The organism is uncultured Microbulbifer sp., from assembly GCF_947498635.1.
Classification (GTDB): domain Bacteria; phylum Pseudomonadota; class Gammaproteobacteria; order Pseudomonadales; family Cellvibrionaceae; genus Microbulbifer; species Microbulbifer echini.
In genome coordinates this window covers 1-318 of record NZ_CANMKV010000148.1, presented here as the reverse complement: position 1 = coordinate 318, position 318 = coordinate 1, and the positions used below count along the sequence as shown (strand labels likewise).

Sequence of the window (318 nt, the reverse complement as noted above, 5' to 3'; positions counted from 1 at the left end):
GGCGATATTGGTGAGGTGCGCACGGTAAAGAATACGGTGTTTATCCCGGAATTACTCAGCTACGCCATGCGCCTGCGGCAGAGTATCGGCCATGTGGATTCCATCACCTGTCGCGCGATATTTGGAACCGATGCGGATTCGCAGACCGGCTGCGGCGTAAACGCGGAACCCCTGTGGCAGCCCGCCACCGTGACCGCCGTCTCTGGGGATGAGCCCAAAGTCACCTATAAGGTCAGCAATATTGCCAGCCTACCCACCGCGGCCAAACGCTGGCGAGTGCGCTGGGTGAGTGGCGATAACGTCTCCGCGCGCCTCTAT

Annotated in this window: 1 protein-coding gene; it reads left to right on the top strand. The window is 60.1% G+C overall.

The window, feature by feature from the left end; translation table 11 throughout:
- The coding region (locus Q1A69_RS20225) for a hypothetical protein (RefSeq protein ID WP_299589759.1) at positions 1-318 on the top strand (318 nt) is incomplete at both ends.